General features: G+C 63.4%; 14 protein-coding genes. 7 read left to right on the forward strand and 7 right to left on the reverse strand.

Going from position 1 to position 15,752, the window contains the following annotated elements; genetic code table 11:
• Positions 1–73: 73 nt before the first annotated feature.
• A complete protein-coding gene (locus CH294_RS04210) occupies positions 74–481 on the reverse strand; it encodes a universal stress protein (protein ID WP_230592726.1) in 408 nt (135 codons plus the stop codon).
• A gap of 113 nt (positions 482–594) precedes the next feature.
• Here CH294_RS04210 and CH294_RS04215 point away from each other — a divergent pair, with 113 nt between their 5' ends.
• Genes CH294_RS04215 through CH294_RS04225 form a run of 3 tightly spaced genes read left to right on the forward strand, consistent with a single transcriptional unit; the run spans position 595 to position 3,636 of the window.
• Positions 595–1,584: a tripartite tricarboxylate transporter substrate-binding protein gene (locus tag CH294_RS04215; protein WP_032376306.1), complete on the forward strand. Its 990-nt coding sequence runs from the start codon at positions 595–597 to the stop codon at positions 1,582–1,584.
• Positions 1,581–2,114: a tripartite tricarboxylate transporter TctB family protein gene (locus CH294_RS04220; RefSeq protein ID WP_094737084.1), complete on the forward strand. Its 534-nt coding sequence runs from the start codon at positions 1,581–1,583 to the stop codon at positions 2,112–2,114. Before CH294_RS04215 ends, CH294_RS04220 begins: the two co-directional genes overlap by 4 nt.
• A gap of 16 nt (positions 2,115–2,130) precedes the next feature.
• Entirely contained in the window at positions 2,131–3,636 is a 1,506-nt protein-coding gene (locus CH294_RS04225; protein WP_032405706.1) for a tripartite tricarboxylate transporter permease, read from the forward strand.
• 32 nt (positions 3,637–3,668) lie between these two features.
• Here CH294_RS04225 and CH294_RS04230 read toward each other — a convergent pair whose 3' ends face one another.
• The 3 genes from CH294_RS04230 to CH294_RS04240 all read right to left on the reverse strand — a co-directional run bounded on the left by CH294_RS04230 (position 3,669) and on the right by CH294_RS04240 (position 8,544).
• Positions 3,669–4,748, reverse strand: a complete 1,080-nt coding sequence (locus tag CH294_RS04230; RefSeq protein ID WP_094737085.1) for an IS110 family transposase — start codon at positions 4,746–4,748, stop codon at positions 3,669–3,671.
• A gap of 279 nt (positions 4,749–5,027) precedes the next feature.
• Positions 5,028–6,101 carry an alkene reductase gene (locus CH294_RS04235; RefSeq protein WP_032405705.1) on the reverse strand — a complete coding sequence of 358 codons (1,074 nt, stop codon included), beginning with the start codon at positions 6,099–6,101 and terminating at the stop codon, positions 5,028–5,030.
• A 262-nt stretch (positions 6,102–6,363) separates the two neighbouring features.
• A complete protein-coding gene (locus CH294_RS04240) occupies positions 6,364–8,544 on the reverse strand; it encodes a glutamine synthetase III (protein WP_032376302.1) in 2,181 nt (726 codons plus the stop codon).
• Positions 8,545–8,752: 208 nt separating this feature from the next.
• Between CH294_RS04240 and CH294_RS04245 the strand changes: the two genes are divergently transcribed.
• Complete coding sequence (locus CH294_RS04245) at positions 8,753–9,220, forward strand: SRPBCC domain-containing protein (RefSeq protein ID WP_032376301.1); 468 nt, start codon at positions 8,753–8,755, stop codon at positions 9,218–9,220.
• Between the two features lie 25 nt (positions 9,221–9,245).
• A complete protein-coding gene (locus CH294_RS04250) occupies positions 9,246–9,686 on the forward strand; it encodes an SRPBCC family protein (protein WP_032376300.1) in 441 nt (146 codons plus the stop codon).
• A 4-nt stretch (positions 9,687–9,690) separates the two neighbouring features.
• Here the strand turns inward: CH294_RS04250 and CH294_RS04255 are convergent, their stop codons facing one another.
• On the reverse strand, positions 9,691–10,512 hold the full coding sequence (locus CH294_RS04255; protein ID WP_094737185.1) for a class I SAM-dependent methyltransferase: 822 nt from the start codon (positions 10,510–10,512) through the stop codon (positions 9,691–9,693).
• 136 nt (positions 10,513–10,648) lie between these two features.
• Here CH294_RS04255 and CH294_RS04260 point away from each other — a divergent pair, with 136 nt between their 5' ends.
• Positions 10,649–11,536, forward strand: a complete 888-nt coding sequence (locus tag CH294_RS04260) for a DUF5996 family protein (protein ID WP_032376299.1) — start codon at positions 10,649–10,651, stop codon at positions 11,534–11,536.
• Positions 11,537–11,658: 122 nt separating this feature from the next.
• The gene (locus tag CH294_RS04265; RefSeq protein ID WP_032405702.1) at positions 11,659–13,011 is read left to right on the forward strand and encodes an MFS transporter; all 1,353 of its coding nucleotides are present in this window, start codon (positions 11,659–11,661) and stop codon (positions 13,009–13,011) included.
• 90 nt (positions 13,012–13,101) lie between these two features.
• Here CH294_RS04265 and CH294_RS04270 read toward each other — a convergent pair whose 3' ends face one another.
• Both CH294_RS04270 and CH294_RS04275 read right to left on the reverse strand, forming a co-directional pair.
• Positions 13,102–14,544, reverse strand: a complete 1,443-nt coding sequence (locus CH294_RS04270) for an acyl-CoA desaturase (RefSeq protein WP_032405701.1) — start codon at positions 14,542–14,544, stop codon at positions 13,102–13,104.
• Between the two features lie 24 nt (positions 14,545–14,568).
• On the reverse strand, positions 14,569–15,666 hold the full coding sequence (locus CH294_RS04275) for a ferredoxin reductase (protein ID WP_032376296.1): 1,098 nt from the start codon (positions 15,664–15,666) through the stop codon (positions 14,569–14,571).
• Between the last annotated feature and the right edge of the window lie 86 nt (positions 15,667–15,752).

Consider the following 15,752-nt stretch of genomic DNA (forward strand, 5'->3'; position numbering starts at 1 on the left):
TGTCCGGCCCGGGTTTATCGCTGTCCATGATTCCTCGGGGTCGTGTGTGTGAAGTTTGTCCGATACTACCGGGTCACGGCGCCTTCACGACGAGGACGGGAACCGGGCAGTCCAACAACACGCGCTGCACGGTGCTTCCCATCAAGAATTTACCCACGGCGGATCGACGCTTGGACCCGATGACGACCATCCCCGCGCCGACATCGGCAACGAGATCGACCAGTGCGCCGGCCGGGTCGCCGCCGTCCGGCTCGACGCGCACGGTCGTCGATGCTCCCGGCAGCGTCCGCTCCACCTCGGCCTGCGCCGCACTTCGGTCCTCCGCCGACACGGAATCGCGGTCCACCACGGACAACACGATCAGTTGCGCCCCACGCAGCTCGGCCTCGGCAGCACCGCGTCGCAGCGCTTCGTGCCCCTCCGGTGTGTTGCTCATCGCCACTGCCACTGCGCTTGCTACCGCTGTGCTCGCTGAAGACACGGTCTCTCCCGTTGCTCGAATCCACCGAGGATTGCCCTCAATGTTGTGAACTGGACTAATCGGACAAACTGTATCTAACCTGACGCTGTGACACACCACACGAAAGGTCTCTGATGGCGATACCGCCCACATTGCTTCGAACAGTCGGTGCCCTGGCGGTGGTGGGAGCGGTGACCGTGGCGGGTATCGATGCCGCTCGCAGTGCCAGCGGCTCCGATGCCCGAGCCAAACTGACACTGATCGCTCCGGCTGCCGCGGGCGGCGGCTGGGATCTGGTCGCCCGCGAGTCGCAGCAAGCGCTGCGCAGCGATGGCATCGTCAACAACGCCCAGGTCGTCAACGTCCCCGGTGCCGGCGGCACCATCGGTCTGAGCCAGCTCGAGAACCTCAGCGGTCAGCCCACCACCGTGATGATCACCGGCACCGTGATGCTGGGCGGCATTGCGATCAACAACTCCGAGACGACTCTGGCCGACACCGTTCCGATCGCCAAACTCGCCGAGGACTTCGAGGTGTTCGTCGTCCCGAAGGACTCGCCGATCCAGAATCTCGAGGACATGATCGAGGCCTGGCGAGCGAACCCCGGTGGCCTGCCGATCGGCGGCGGGTCGCTCGGCGGTATCGACCACATCGTGGCGGGCCAATTGGCCCAGGAAGCCGACATCGATCCGGCCGCAATCAATTACATCGCCTACTCCGGCGGCGGCGAGGTCCTGACGTCGCTGCTGTCGAACACCGTCGGCGTTGCGGTCAGCGGGTTCAACGACTTCCGCGACCAGATCGAGGCAGGCAACGTGCGTGCACTCGCAGTGGCTGCACCCGAGCCGCTCGAGGGATTCGACGTGGACACGTTCATCGAACAGGGCTACAACGTCGACCTCGTCAACTGGCGCGGAATCGTTGCACCCCCGGGAATCTCGGACGAGGACCGACAGACGCTCGTCGACATCGTCACCGAGATGGTCGAGACCGAGCAGTGGGCAACGGCCGTCGAACGCAACCGGTGGAAGGAATCGGTCGTGACGGGAGACGAGTTCGGAGAGTTCCTCGACGTCGAACAGGCACGCATCACCGGAATTCTCGAAGAGTTGGGGCTGGTATGACAACAACAACGACCACCGACACCGGCACGTCCCGGTCTTTCTGGACCGGCCGTAGCGGATTGATCGTTCCGGCGCTCCTCGTCGCACTGGGACTGTTCCTGGTCTACGGAACCGTCACGATGGAGGTTCCGCCGACCGCCACTTCACCTGGCCCGCAGGTCTTTCCGGCCATCGTTGCAGGCGGCTGCTTCGTGGTCGCACTGTTGATCACCATCCAACTGATGGTCAAGCCCGACGTGATCGACCGCGGAGTCGACGCCGACGGTAAGCCGAACACCGGCACCGTGAGCAATTGGCGCACCCTGTCGATCACCGTCGGATCGGTGGCCTTGTTCATCGCCCTGCTCGACCCGCTCGGCTGGGTTCTCGCCGGAGCGTTGCTGTTCTGGGGCGTCTCGATCGGGTTGGGTGGTCGCCGTTACGTGTTCGACGCGGCAGTCGCGCTGCTGGTCTCGAGCACCGTCCAGATCGTATTCTCCGCGGGCCTCGGCCTGACCTTGCCCGGCGGCGTTCTCGCCCAGATCTTCTGACGGAGCTGAATTTCCGATGGATTCATTGAGTAATCTTCTCGACGGGTTCGGCACCGCGCTGACTCCGATGAACCTGGTGTGGGTGTTCGTCGGCGCGTTGCTCGGCACCGCTGTGGGCGTGCTGCCCGGTCTCGGCTCTGCCATGGCGGTGGCCCTGCTGCTGCCGGTCACCTTCACTCTCGACCCCACCGCTGCCCTGATCATGTTCGCCGGAGTATATTTCGGCGGCCTGTTCGGCGATTCCATCTCGGGCATCCTGATGAACACCCCCGGCAACAGCACCGCCATCGCCGGTACGTTCGAGGGACATCGAATGGCCAAGAACGGCCGCGCCCCACAGGCTTTGGCGACTTCGGCCATCGCGTCGTTCATCGGTGGCATGATCGCCACGACCCTGGTCGTGTTCTTCGCCCCGACGCTTGCGGCGCTGGCGACCAACTTCGGACCCGCCGAATATCTCGCACTCGCGGTGTTCGCGTTCATCGCAACCTCGGCGGTGGTCTCGGATTCCGCCCTCAAAGGTCTGACCGCCCTGCTCATCGGCCTCACCCTCGCGGTGATCGGTATCGACGGACCCTCGGGCGCTTCACGATTCACCTTCGAGGTGCCTGCCCTGTTCGACGGCATCCACATCGTCGTCATCACCGTGGCGATGCTCGCCCTCGGCGAGGTCATCCACATCGCGTCGAAGATCGGGCGGCCCGAGGATCGGTCGTTGATCAAGTCGCAGGGACGACCGTGGCTGAGCAAGGCGGAGTTCCGCGAAGCACTCCCGGCCTGGCTACGCGGGACGGCATTCGGTGTGCCGTTCGGCGTCATACCAGCGGGCGGTGCCGAGGTGCCGAGCTTCCTGGCCTACGGCACCGAGCGTCGACTCGATCGCAAACGCGAGAAGCCGATGTTCGGCAAAGGCGCCATTCGTGGCGTGGCAGGACCCGAGGCGGCCGGAAACTCCACGGCCGGAACGGCCATGGGCGCATTGCTGGCGTTGGGTCTACCGACGTCCGCCACAGCGGCGATCATGCTCGCAGCGTTCCAGCAGTACGGTATGCAACCCGGACCGCTCCTGTTCGAGCGCAGCGGCGACATCGTCTGGGCCCTGCTGGCCAGCCTCTTCCTGGCGATGATCGTGTTGCTGATCCTCAATCTGCCGTTCGCACCGTTGTGGGCCCAGCTGCTGAAGATCCCGAAGAACTACCTCTACGCCGGAATCTCGGTGTTCGCTGCCCTCGGCGTCTACGCGTCGAGTGCGTCGATCGTGGACCTGATGTTCATGCTGGGGCTCGGCATCATCGGATTCATGATGCGGCGCTACGAGATTCCGCTCGCACCGGTGCTGATCGCCGTGATACTCGGCCCGCTTGCCGAGGAATCGCTTCGACGCGCACTGGCCGTCAGCGAGGGCGACCCGTCGATCCTCGTCAGCAGCGGCATCACCATCGTGCTCTACGCACTGATGGTCATTGCCGTGGTGTTCTCGATCGTCAGCAAGATCAGGGCCCGCAAGACCGCGGACTTCTAGTGCGCTCCGCGCAGTGGATGCTCCTATGAGTGTCAAGTGCTCTTTTTCAGGGGTTTTGCAGGCTTGAGGAGCCGGTAGATTTCGCGGGCGACGGCTCGTTTGAGGCAGCGGATGATGTCGCGTTTGCTTTTGCCTTCTGCGAGTCGTCGGTCGCGATATTTGCGTGTGTCTGCGTCGTGTTTGAGGCGTGCCATCACGATCACGTGCAGGGCCCGGTTCGCCTGACGGTTACCGCCGCGGTTGAGTCGGTGGCGGGTTGTTCTCCCCGATGACGCCGGGATCGGGGAGACTCCGCTGAGGGCGGCGAATGCACCCTCGCTGGTGATGCGGTCGCGGTTGTCTCCGAATGTGATCAGCAGCTGGGCTGCGGTCTCGAATCCGATCCCGAACCGGTCGAGCAATTGTGGTGCGGTCGCGTTCACCAAGGTGGTGATCTGCATTTTGAGGGTGTGTTCGTGGGTTCCGAGTTCGAGGATCTGCAGAGCCAGGCATCGCAGTGACGTCTTGACCGCGGCGTCGAGGTTTCCCGGCGTGACTGTCCCAGGACGCATGCGTGCACAGGTCTCGACGAGAGCCTTGGTCGGTAGGTCCCGCAGGGGCGCACGGATGTGTTCGGGGGCGTTGACGATCGCGCCTTCGAGCATGGTGATCGCTTCGGCTCTGGCCTTGACCGAGAAGTGACGGGCATTGTGCAAGAACCGAATTGCTTCGACATCGCCGTCGTGGGTTTTCGGGATCGTCTTTACTCGCCCGGCGAGAACGGACTGCGCAGCACTGTGGGCATCGAGCGGATCGGACTTGCCGTGGAAACGACGCGCCTTCCGATCGACACGGTCGACGTCGACGACCTCGAGTCCGGCGCCGCGCAGGAATGTCGTCAGTGTGGTGCCGTAGCTTCCGGTGCCTTCGACACCGACTTTCTCAGCGACGCCGGTCCCGGCGATCCACGCCAGTAGGGCCCGGTGCCCGACTTCGGTGCTGGGGAATTGACGGTCTGCGACAGGCCGGCCGAGTGCGTCGATGATCGCCGCGTGGTGGGTGTCTTTGTGGGTGTCGATCCCGACGTAGACAGTGAGGCTGACATCGGGTGGTCTTTCGGTGATGATGGTCATGGCTGTCCCTTCGACTGGCGGCCACGCACCGGCCGGGACGGCGGACACCACAGTGATGGGACTCTGGTGAGTCAGGCTCCTATCAAGTCACTCCGCCCGACCGGTCGCGTGTGTTCGGTGACCGTCGATGCGAGGCCGACACATCCACTGAAAGACAGTCAACGATCGACGTCAGTGTGATTAAGAGTCAGACCACGCATCAACGGTCCACACCAGTATCACTGTGTGGTTATGCCCCGCCTCTGGGGCACTCGACCACACCACTGCCGCAGGCACTCCTCAGTGCTGGAGGGCGGGGTAGTCCGTGTAGCCCTTGGCACCATCGGTGTAAAAAGTGCTCGGATCCGGCTCGTTCAGCGGTAGGTCCTCGCGCCAGCGGTAGGCAAGATCGGGGTTGGCGATCGCCGGACGGCCGACGACGACGGCGTCACCGATGCCGTTGTCGAGCAGCGAAAGAGCCTCGTCGCGGTTGGTGATCTCACCGAAGCCGCTGTTGACGAGGACCGAACCGCCGAATGCCTGGCGCAGATCCTGAACCAGCTCACCGGCCGGATCTTTGTGCAGCACACTGAGATACGCCAGACCCAACGGTGCGATTCGGTCGACCAACGCGCGGTAGGTGGCACGCACGTCGTCGGCGTCCGTCTCGAGGGCATCCTGAATGTTGTGCTCGGGTGAGATACGAATTCCAACCTTGCCGGCTCCCAGAGCGGCGACCACTGCCTCGACCACCTCGGCCACGAACCGCGCCCGGTTCTCCGGTGAGCCGCCGTATGCGTCGTCCCGCTGGTTCGAGGCGGGCGAGAGGAATTCGTGGAGCAGGTAACCGTTGGCGCCGTGAATCTCGACACCGTCCATCCCGGCGGCAATCGCGTTCTTCGACGCCTGGACGAAATCGGCAATCACCGAGGGCAGCTCGTCCTCGCGTAGCGCACGCGGGGTGGGGTACGCCTTCTTGCCCTCGTACGTGTGAGTCTCTCCCTCGATCGCCACAGCGCTGGGCCCGACGACCTCGCGGCCACCCGTCGTCGCCTCGTGGGTCACCCGACCGGCATGCATCACCTGAGCGACGATCAGTCCGCCGTCGGCGTGCACTGCGTCGGCAACGTTGCGCCAACCCTCGATCTGCTCGTCCGTCACCAGACCGGGCTGACCTGGGAAGCCCTGGCCCGCGTGGCTCGGGTAGGTGCCTTCACTGACGATGAGACCCAGGGATGCGCGTTGCTTGTAATGCTCGACCACCAGCGGGCCCGGCACGCCGTCCTTCCCGGAGCGCACCCGCGTCAGCGGAGCCATCACCAACCGGTTGTCGAGCTTCAAGTCACCGAGCGCCAACGGGGAAAACAACTTCATGGATCTCTCTCCTCACGAGTGCGTGCACAGTCTTTGCCACTGCTCACTCCGAACCCGAAAGATCCACCGAGCTATTCCGCCTCGAGATATTGCTCACCCCGAGAACAACAGTGGTGTGGCTGAGTGCCACACACGGCACTCAGCCACACCACTGCTTATCCGGTCGTTCCGCAGGCTCCACTCCTGCCCCATCCGGTCGTTCCGCAGGCTCCACTCCTGCCCCATCCGGTCGTTCCGCAGGCTCCACTCCTGCGTTGCGCACTCAGAGGATGTACAGCATCTCCTGATACGTCGGCAGCGGCCAGAGATCGTCGGCCACCATTGCTTCGAGTGTGTCCGACGCAGAACGGACCGCAGCCATGGCGGGCAGCAGTTCGTCCTTGGCATGCACGGCCTCGGCCAGAGCTTCGCCACCCGGGTCGGCTTCCAGCGCGCCCTTCAATGTCGCCAATGCTGCGCGCAGCTCCGACAGTGGAGCCGAGACTGCTTGCAGCGCAGTCATGTCCACGTCGTCGACGCCTGCACCCTTGAGCGCGCTGACGTTCTGCGCCAGTTCGGTCTGGTAGCGCACCGCCGCGGGCAGGATGGACGTCTGGCCCATTTCCAGCGTCAACCGCGCTTCGACGAACACCGTCAACGCGTACTGCTCGAGCCCGATCTCGTAGCGCGAGTGCATCTCTCGGTGGTTGAACACCTTGTACTTCTCGAACAGTTCCATTGCCGACTCGGAGATCAACTCCGGCAATGCGTCGAGGGTGGTACGCAGATTCGGTAGTCCGCGTGCTTCGGCCTCGACCTGCCAGTTGTCCGAGTAACCATCACCGTTGAACACCACTGCCCCGTGTTCGGTGATGATCTCCGTGAGCAGGTTCTGCACGGCGGTGTCGAAGTCGGTGCCGTCGGCGACGGCAGTTTCGAGGTTGGTCGCCATGTAGTCCAGCGCCTCGGCCATGATCGTGTTGATCGTGACCATCGGACCGTTGACGGTCTGCATCGAGCCGGGAGCGCGGAACTCGAACCTGTTGCCGGTGAACGCGAACGGGCTCGTGCGGTTGCGGTCGCCGGGATCGGTGGGCAGCACGGGCAGGGTGTCGGCACCGATCATCATGGTGCCCTTGCCCTTCGAGGACGTGGCTGCACCCTTGGCGATCTGATCGAACACGTCTGCCAGCTGATCACCGAGGAAGATCGAGATGATCGCGGGCGGAGCCTCGTTGGCCCCGAGACGGTGATCGTTGGTCGCCGACGCCACCGAGGCGCGCAGCAGACCACCGTACTTGTGTACCGCGCGGATGACGGCGGCGCAGAAGACCAGGAACTGCGCGTTGTCGTGCGGGTTGTCGCCGGGAACGAGCAGCGATCCGAGCTCGGAGTTGCCGAGCGAGAAGTTGACGTGCTTACCCGAGCCGTTGACGCCCTCGAACGGCTTCTCGTGGAACAGACACTCCATACCGTGCTTCTTGGCGATCGTCTTGAACGTGGTCATCAACAGCTGCTGGTGATCGGCTGCGATGTTGCCGCGCTCGAACATCGGCGCGATCTCGAACTGTCCTGGAGCGACCTCGTTGTGCCGAGTCTTGGCCGGGATACCGAGCTTGAACAGCTCACGCTCGGTGTCCATCATGAAGCCGAGGACGCGCTCGGGGATGGCTCCGAAGTAGTGGTCGTCGAATTCCTGGCCCTTGGGCGGCTTCGATCCGAAGAGCGTGCGACCCGCATTGAGCAGGTCGGGACGGGCCAGGAAGAAGTGCCGGTCGACGAGGAAGTACTCCTGCTCAGGACCACAGAACGAGACGATGTTCTCGATGTTCTCGTGCCCGAAGAGCTTCAGGATGCGCTCGGCATGTCCGCCCATCGCCTGCTGCGAACGCAGCAACGGCGTCTTGTGGTCGAGCGCCTCACCGGTCATCGAGACGAACACCGTCGGGATGCACAGGGTATTGCCGTTCGGGTTCTCGAGGACGTACGCCGGGCTGGTGACGTCCCAGCCGGTGTACCCACGAGCCTCGAACGTGTTCCGCAGACCGCCGTTGGGGAAGCTCGACGCGTCGGGCTCGCCCTGGATCAGCGTCTTTCCTGCGAATTCGGCGAGTGCGCTGCCGTCACCGACGGGGTCGAAGAAGCTGTCGTGCTTCTCGGCCGTCAGCCCGGTGAGCGGGTAGAAGACGTGCGCGTAGTGCGTCGCACCCTTCTCGAGGGCCCAGTCCTTCATCGCCGACGCCACCGCGTCGGCGACCATGGGATCGAGCTTCTTGCCCTTGTCGATCGTCGCCATCACGGACTTGAAGACCGATTTGGGCAGACGCTTCTGCATCACGACCTTGCTGAAGACGTTCTCACCGAAGATCTCGCCCGGCTTCTCGTCTCCGACGAAGCTGACCGCAGGCGGCACATACGCCTCGACGTCTTTGATCGCCTGCAGGCGTACGGTATTTCCACTCATGGCTACCCCTTGACAAGGTGCTGCTCCACAGCTGGATTTTGCGGAGTCCGACCCGGCGACTGTACGAATGCGACGTGGCGGTCGTGTTTCGTCGTTGTGTCCACTGCGATGCAAAACCGACGGGGGAGGCAAAAACGGCGATCGGAGTTTCTTTCCCCGCCGACGGGGGTAACTCCATAGCCGGCATAAACAACTGAAAGGCGTGTCCATGACCGACGAGTTGACCGTCCGGCGCGTGATCGACGCTCCCCCCGCCTCCGTGTTCACTGCGCTCGCCAATCCCGAGGTCCAGGCCGCGGTCGACGGCTCGGAGATGCTGCGCGGCGCGATCGACCCGACGCCTCTGCGCGCGGTGGGCGACACCTTCGCGATGGATATGTACCAGCCGGAACTGGGCGAGTACGTCATGGAGAACACCTTGTTCGTGTTCGAGCAGGACCGACGCATCGGTTGGATTCCCAATCGCCAGGGCATGGAGCCTCGTGGCACGCGGTGGTCCTGGGAGCTCGAGGAGGTCGCCGACGACCGGACCGCGCTGACGCAGGTGTACGACTGGTCGCGCGTCACCGACCCGGAGTTCCGCAAGATGGCCGGATTTCCGCGGGTGACCGAGGACCAGATCGTCGGCACCATGCGCCGGCTTGCCGACCACCTCGGCGTCCCGCTCGAAGACTGATCTCCAACGACAGGAAAGAACTCTCATGGTCGACGTCACCCGCACCTTCACCGCCGCTGTTCCGATCGAGAAGGCGGCCGCATTTCTTCGTGACTTTTCCAATGCGCCGTCGTGGGATCCCGGAACCCAGAGCTGCACACAGATTTCGGACGGACCGGTCGCCGTCGGGACGCAGTGGCACAACGTCTCGAAACTGTTCGGTATCACCACGGAGTTGACCTACACCTTGGTCACGGACGAGCCTGATCACATCGTGCTCGAAGGCGAGAACAAGACGGCCACCAGCGTCGACGACATCACGCTGACGGCAGAAGGTGACCGATCGACCCGGATCGACTACCACGCGCAGGTCGAGTTCAACGGTGCCGCAAAGGTTGCCGGTCCGTTTTTGAAGGCGGGTTTCGAGGCGAAGGTCGCGCCGGACACCGTGGAGAAGATGACCGAGGCGCTCGAGCGGCTGAGCTGACGGTTTACTTGCGCGCGACGATCGTAAAGTTGTCGGCCGAGCTCGTCTCGGTATCGGCCGCCACGATCGAACCGTCGTCGGCGAAGATCTCCACGATCGTGAAACCGGCACCCGACACCAGCGACCGCACGTCCGACAAAGTGGTGAAGTGCATGAACGGCGCGAAATCGTGTGCAGCGAGCGGAGCGACGGCCCAGGATCCACGATCGTCGACGCGGGATCTGGCCGACCACCAATTACGGACGCTGCGAACGACACCGGCAGGATCGAGCAGCCTCCGCCCGATTGCCGTCACTGCCCGTTTCGGCGAGAAACTGAATCGCTGCGTAGGCCTGCTCAGTTGAAACGGCTTCTCTCCGAACGACGGTCCGTTGCGGTTGAGGGTGGAGAACACCAACACTCCGGGATCGGCCAGCAGGCGACAAAATTCTGCGAGTACGCGGCCCCGCTCCTTGTGGGTGACGGTGTCTATTCCGTTGTTGCTGAACACGATCAGGCCGAACTGGCCGTCGACGAAAGCCGTCAGACTGCGCGCATCGGCCACGTGCGCCTGCAGGTCCGGGAAATTTCGACGGAACGCATCGATCATGTTGGGCGCGTAATCGATCGCTACATAGCGATCGCTCACGAGTCGGAGCAGAGCCGTGGTTCGCCCACTGCCGACACCGACGTCCAGCACCGGTGTTCCGCGCGCAACCGAGGCCGCAGCAACCAGCGCCGCCGCTTCCCCACGGTCGAGAAATCCATCGGTGGGACCGGCGTACTCCTCATAGGCCGCGGCCACCCGAGCATTGTCGAACACATCCCGGTTGTGGTCTGTGGACATGCCGATCACCTCTTCTTCCCTGACCGCTGCCACACGCGCCTCGCCCCTGGGATCAGACGGTACCGGCGAATCCTGAGGCTCGCCTGAGGTAGCACAGCTATGGCCTTCCCCCCGGCTGTGTGTGCATCATCGACGCATGACAACTTCGTACGACGCGTGGCCGGAACTTCCGATCGAGAGCTGGTCCGACACTCGCGACACGGTGCATCTATGGACCCAGATCGTCGGCAAGACCCGAATGGCACTGTCGCCGGCACTCAACCATTGGTGGGGAGTCGCGCTGTACGTCGATGCATCCGGACTGACGACATCGCTGATCCCACTAGGCGACCGCGGGCTCGAAATTCGTTTCGACTTCCTCGCCCACCGACTGGTACTGGCCACCACCGATGGTCAGAGCCGGACCATGAAGCTCGAACCCCGCACCGTCGCAGACTTCTTCGCCGAATACACCGACCTGCTCACGCAACTCGGGGTCGACGCGACGATCGTGGGAAAGCCTGTCGAACTGCCGCACGCCACCCCGTTCGCGGAGGACGTCGAACACGCCTCCTACGACTCGGAGGCGATGGAGAGGTTCTGGCGTGCCCTCGTCAGCGCACATCGCGTGTTCTCCGAGTTTCGCGCCGACTTTCGCGGCAAGTCCAGCCCCGTCCATTTCTTCTGGGGCGCTTTCGATCTCGCCGTCACGCGCTTCTCGGGTAGGTCTGCCCCACAGCATCCCGGTGGTGTTCCCAACTGTCCGGACTGGGTGATGCACGAGGCCTACAGCGACGAGGTCTCGAGCGCCGGCTTCTGGCCGGGCGGGGCAGCGGAGGGCGCGTTCTACGCCTACGCCTACCCGAATCCGGACGGCTACGACAGCCATCCGGCCGTCACTGCTCCCGCGTACTTCGATCGCGATCTCGGCGAGTACGTCCTCCCCTACGAGGCCGTGCGCACCGCCGAGGACCCCGATGCGCTGCTGCTCGCCTTCCTCGAGAACACCTACCGCGCCGCCGTCGAGACTGCCCACTGGCAGTAGGTCGGAGAGAAGTGGTCGCCGTTCCCCCCCATCCGGGGGTATTCCGCGGGTGACCCGGATCACTACCGTTCGTCGCATTCGGTATCGCACATTCGCCCGATACCCGACAAAACGGAGGAACCATGACCGCTGTCTCGCCCGGAGATCCGGGCGTCTCGACGCCGACCAGACCGGCGGTGCAGTCCAAGACCAGTGTCAGACGGGTCGCTGTCGCCAGTGGAATCGGTACGACGATCGAGTTCTATGACTTCTTCATCTATGGAACCGCTGCCGCATTGGTTTTCCCGACCATCTTCTTCCCAGCGCTCGGCAACACGGCCGGCACCGTGGCCTCGTTTGCGACGTTCGCAGTAGCGTTCATCGCCAGGCCCGTCGGTGCCGTGCTGTTCGGACACTTCGGCGACCGCATCGGTCGCAAGAAGACGTTGATCTCGACGCTGCTGCTGATGGGAGTATCCACGTTCGCCATCGGCCTGCTGCCCGGTGCCGAAACGATCGGCGTGGCTGCTCCGATCATCTTGGTGCTGCTCCGGTTCGGGCAAGGGTTTGCCGTCGGCGGTGAATGGGCCGGCGCGACATTGTTGACGGCCGAGTACGCACCGCCGGGCAAGCGCGGCTTCTATGCGATGTTCCCCCAGCTGGGACCATCGGCCGCCTTCATCTTCTCGAGCGCGACGTTCCTGGCGACGGGACTGCTACTGGGCGATACCAACGAGACGTTTCTGAACTACGGTTGGCGAATCCCGTTCCTGCTCAGCGCCGTCCTGGTACTCATCGGCCTCTACATGCGGTTGGCCATCGAGGAAACCCCGGTCTTTCGGGCCAACAAGCTCGCCGAGGAGCAAGCTCCGGCGACCTCGGCACCGACCAAGCTGCCGATCTTCGACGCGTGGCGTATCCAGAAGCGCGAAATCATCACCGCTGCAGGTGCATTGGCGTCACTCTTCGCATTCTTCTACATGGGGACCGCGTACCTGACGAGCTACGGCACCAAGACCCTCGGGTTCGACCGTCCGTTCGTGTTGGTCACCGGGATAGGCGCTGCGGTGATCTTCGGGGTCGCGATCGCGCTCTCGGCGACCTACTCCGATCGCGTCGGGCGGCGGCGCGTGATCATGGCGGCGTGCATCGTCGCGGTGCCGTGGTCGATAGCGCTGTTCCCGTTGCTCGACACAGGCTCACCGGAAGCGTTCGTGATCGGTATGTGCGTGACGCTCGCGATCTTCGGCGTTGCATACGGACCGACCGGCGCACTCCTCCCGGAACTGTTCCAGACTCGATTCCGCTATACCGGAGCAGGTTTGGGTTACAATCTCGCCGGAGTTCTCGGTGGCGCGATTCCGCCGATGCTTGCCGCACCGCTCACGGCCGCGTTCGGCAGCATCTCGATCGGCGTGATGCTGGCCCTGCTGTCGGTGCTGAGTCTGGTCTGCACCAAGCGATTGATCGAGACCAAGGATGTCGACATGGCGTGAGGGCCCACGACCCGACCGCCAACATCGAAGAACCGCGGCCACCCGGTAATCGGGTGGCCGCGGTTCTTATCGGCTCTCTACGGACGAAACTCAGTCGTCGCCACGGGGCGGCGGCTGAACATCGACCCCGCCGGAGTTGTGTTCCGGTCCCGCCGCAGGATGCTCTGCCGGCACGCGACCGCGAGTCTTGGCGGCCTCGCTGTCCTTGGTGGCACCCTCGGCGAACTTCCGACGCCAGCTCTCCTCGGGACGGTAGGGGCCCGGCTTCGGCCGAACCTTGCCACCCGGGAAGGCCAATCGCGCGATGGTCCGCTGGACCATGCCCCACTGCTGGAAGAACGGTCCGGTGTTGTAGGGCAATTCGTAGCGCTCGCAGATGTCCTTGATCTTCGGCGCGACGTCCGAGTACCGAGTGCTGGGCATATCCGGGTACAGGTGGTGTTCCACCTGGTAGCTCAAGTTGCCGCTCATCAGGTGGAACAGTGGTCCGCCGTCGATGTTCGCGGCTCCGACCAACTGACGGACGTACCATCCGCCGCGGGTCTCGTTCTCGACCTCTTCCTGGCTGAAGGTGTAGGCCTGATCCGGGAAGTGACCGCAGAAGATGATTGCGTTCGACCAGACGTTGCGGATGATGTTGGCGGTGAAGTTGGCGGCCACCGTCGAGAGGAACGTGCTCTCGACGCCGCTGAGGCGACTGTCCAAAAGGGCGGCCGTCCGGCGGTTCTTGCCGAAACGCGCGGATCCCCGCAGCTTGGACGCGAGGCGAGATCTCTTGCTCTCCGGCAAACGACCGCCCGACGCCAGCTGTGCCAACGCGAATGCACCTGCGCTGATCAGCGGCCAGCCCACGTAGTCCTTGACGAACTGCTTCCGTGCCTTGACGCCGATGCCCTTGAGGTCCTCGACGAGTTCCTTGACCGGCTTCTCACCGCGGCGAATTGCTTCGATGTCAAGGTCGTGCAGAGCGACGCCCCACTCGAAGAAGGCCATCAGCAGAACGTTGTAGAACGGCTGGGCCAGGTAGACGGGACTCCACTTCTGACGTGGGTCGATACGCATGATCTCGTAACCGAGATCCTTGTCCTTGCCGCGAATGTTCGTGTACGTGTGGTGCACGTAGTTGTGCGAGTGCTTCCACGAGTTGGCGGTGGACGCGGTATCCCAGTCCCACACCGACGAGTGGATTTCCGGATCGTTCATCCAGTCCCACTGGCCGTGCATGACGTTGTGGCCGATCTCCATGTTCTCGAGGATCTTTGCGATCCCGAGGCATGCGGTACCGGCCAGCCACGCGGGCTTGCTGGTGGAACCGAGCAACAGCACGCGCCCTGCGACCAGCAGCTGACGTTGGGCTGCGATCACCGATGTGATGTACTTCCGGTCCTTGTCACCGAGGCTGGCGTACACCTCGTCGTGAATGGCGTCGAACTCCTTGGCGAGTTCGGCGATCGTCTCGTCGCTCAGGTGCGCCAGCGGGTTCACCGGCTCATCGGTGTCGGTGACGCGCCTCGTGGTTTCGTCGATAGACATACATTCCCCTGTTCGAATGGAAGATCAGAGTTCGATTTCGATGTCGCCCTCAGCGGTGTTGACACAGATCCGAACCGCTTGCCCCGTAGGTTCGGAGATATCCCCGTTACGTAGGTCACGTAAACGCCCCTTCTTCAGGGTACCTACGCATGTGTGGCAGATGCCGATTCGGCAGCCGAACGTCAGATCCAGTCCGGCTTCCTCACCCGCGGCGAGAATCGTTGTGGCACCGTCGCATTCGACGTCCTTTTTGCTGTTTAGGAACTTGACGGTGCCGCCCTCACCAGCGTCGTCTCCGCCGCCGATGACCGGCTGAAAACTCTCGTAATGGAATCGATCCGACTCTCCCTGGTCCTTCCAGTACGAGCGCAGATCGTCCAGATGTTCGCCCGGACCGGAGCAGAACGACTCCCGCTCACGCCAATCCGGGACCAGTTCGTCCAGTTCCGACGCCTTCATCCGACCTTCGTCGCTGGTGATGCGTAGCTTCACCGTCAGCCCGTCGTGCTTGGCTTCCAATTCCTCCAGCGTGTCCGCGAACATCAACTGTTCACGGTTGTGCACCGAATGCACCACAACCACGTCACGGACCTGGTCGTGATGGTCGAGGGCGCGCAACATGCTGATGATCGGCGTGATGCCGCTGCCGGCGCTGATGAACACCATCTTGTCCGGAACCGGACTCGGCAGAGTGAATTCACCCTCCACCTCGCTGAGGCGAACGATATCGCCGGTCCTGATGGTGCCCACCAGATACGGCGAGACCGTGCCCGACGGCACCAGCTTGGGGCTGACGCTGACGAGACCGTCGACAGGGTCGGGATCGGATGTCAGCGAGTACGCCCGCCAGTGGTACCGACCGTCGATGAGTACTCCGAGTCGGACGTACTGCCCGGGCGTGTGGCCCTGCCACTCGAAACCCGGACGGATGTACACCGAGACGGCCTCCGACCCCTCGGGAACCACCCGCTCGACCTTCCCCCGAAGTTCGCGAGTGGTCCACAGCGGATTGATCATCGACAGGTAGTCGTCAGGCCGGAGCGGATTGAACAACGATCGGACTGCGCGCAGCATCGTCCGTCTTACAAAAGAAACCTGGGGCTTGGCCCCCCGTTCAGCCATACTCAACGGTAACTCCGAGAAGCTCGCCGTGCGTACGAATCGCGCAGACTCGAATCAGACTGCTACACAAAGTGAACAGAACACGG

It is taken from the genome of Rhodococcus sp. 14-2483-1-1, from assembly GCF_002259335.1.
Classification (GTDB): domain Bacteria; phylum Actinomycetota; class Actinomycetes; order Mycobacteriales; family Mycobacteriaceae; genus Rhodococcoides.

What these genes read in the sequence shown, in the direction of transcription:
- CH294_RS04215 (WP_032376306.1), top strand. Translation starts at nt 595, where the DNA reads ATGGCGATACCGCCCACATTGCTTCGAACAGTCGGTGCCCTGGCGGTG.
- CH294_RS04220 (WP_094737084.1), top strand. Translation starts at nt 1,581, where the DNA reads ATGACAACAACAACGACCACCGACACCGGCACGTCCCGGTCTTTCTGG.
- CH294_RS04225 (WP_032405706.1), top strand. Translation starts at nt 2,131, where the DNA reads ATGGATTCATTGAGTAATCTTCTCGACGGGTTCGGCACCGCGCTGACT.
- CH294_RS04230 (WP_094737085.1), bottom strand. Translation starts at nt 4,748, where the DNA reads ATGACCATCATCACCGAAAGACCACCCGATGTCAGCCTCACTGTCTAC.
- CH294_RS04235 (WP_032405705.1), bottom strand. Translation starts at nt 6,101, where the DNA reads ATGAAGTTGTTTTCCCCGTTGGCGCTCGGTGACTTGAAGCTCGACAAC.
- CH294_RS04240 (WP_032376302.1), bottom strand. Translation starts at nt 8,544, where the DNA reads ATGAGTGGAAATACCGTACGCCTGCAGGCGATCAAAGACGTCGAGGCG.
- CH294_RS04245 (WP_032376301.1), top strand. Translation starts at nt 8,753, where the DNA reads ATGACCGACGAGTTGACCGTCCGGCGCGTGATCGACGCTCCCCCCGCC.
- CH294_RS04250 (WP_032376300.1), top strand. Translation starts at nt 9,246, where the DNA reads ATGGTCGACGTCACCCGCACCTTCACCGCCGCTGTTCCGATCGAGAAG.
- CH294_RS04255 (WP_094737185.1), bottom strand. Translation starts at nt 10,512, where the DNA reads ATGTCCACAGACCACAACCGGGATGTGTTCGACAATGCTCGGGTGGCC.
- CH294_RS04260 (WP_032376299.1), top strand. Translation starts at nt 10,649, where the DNA reads ATGACAACTTCGTACGACGCGTGGCCGGAACTTCCGATCGAGAGCTGG.
- CH294_RS04265 (WP_032405702.1), top strand. Translation starts at nt 11,659, where the DNA reads ATGACCGCTGTCTCGCCCGGAGATCCGGGCGTCTCGACGCCGACCAGA.
- CH294_RS04270 (WP_032405701.1), bottom strand. Translation starts at nt 14,544, where the DNA reads ATGTCTATCGACGAAACCACGAGGCGCGTCACCGACACCGATGAGCCG.
- CH294_RS04275 (WP_032376296.1), bottom strand. Translation starts at nt 15,666, where the DNA reads ATGGCTGAACGGGGGGCCAAGCCCCAGGTTTCTTTTGTAAGACGGACG.